Source organism: Streptococcus sp. 263_SSPC, from assembly GCF_001071995.1.
Lineage (GTDB): Bacteria > Bacillota > Bacilli > Lactobacillales > Aerococcaceae > Granulicatella.
Genome location: NZ_JVNU01000037.1, coordinates 1 through 281, shown reverse-complemented (window position 1 = coordinate 281; position 281 = coordinate 1). Strand labels below are relative to the sequence as shown.

The window sequence follows — 281 nt, the reverse complement described above, 5'->3', positions numbered from 1 at the left end:
ATCATAGATGATACAGCACGATTATTGACCATTAAACCATTACACGATTTACCTGAGCATTTGTGCTTTGATGAATTTAAATCCGTCAAATCTTCCGATAGTAATATGAGCTTCATTATTTGTGAAAGCACTACACACAAGTTGGTCGATCTTGTACGAGATAGAAAATCTTACAGTTTGAAATAGTATTTTCATCGTTTTGAGGCTACAACTAGATTATAGGTAAAAACTATCTCCATCGACATGTACTTACCGTACATTCAATTAATAAAAGAAATGTT

Annotated in this window: 1 pseudogene; it reads left to right on the top strand. The window is 32.4% G+C overall.

What is annotated here, in order from left to right:
* Nucleotides 1-219 (top strand): annotated as a pseudogene (locus ADH02_RS09375) (ISL3 family transposase); the annotation flags it as partial.
* Between the last annotated feature and the right edge of the window lie 62 nt (nucleotides 220-281).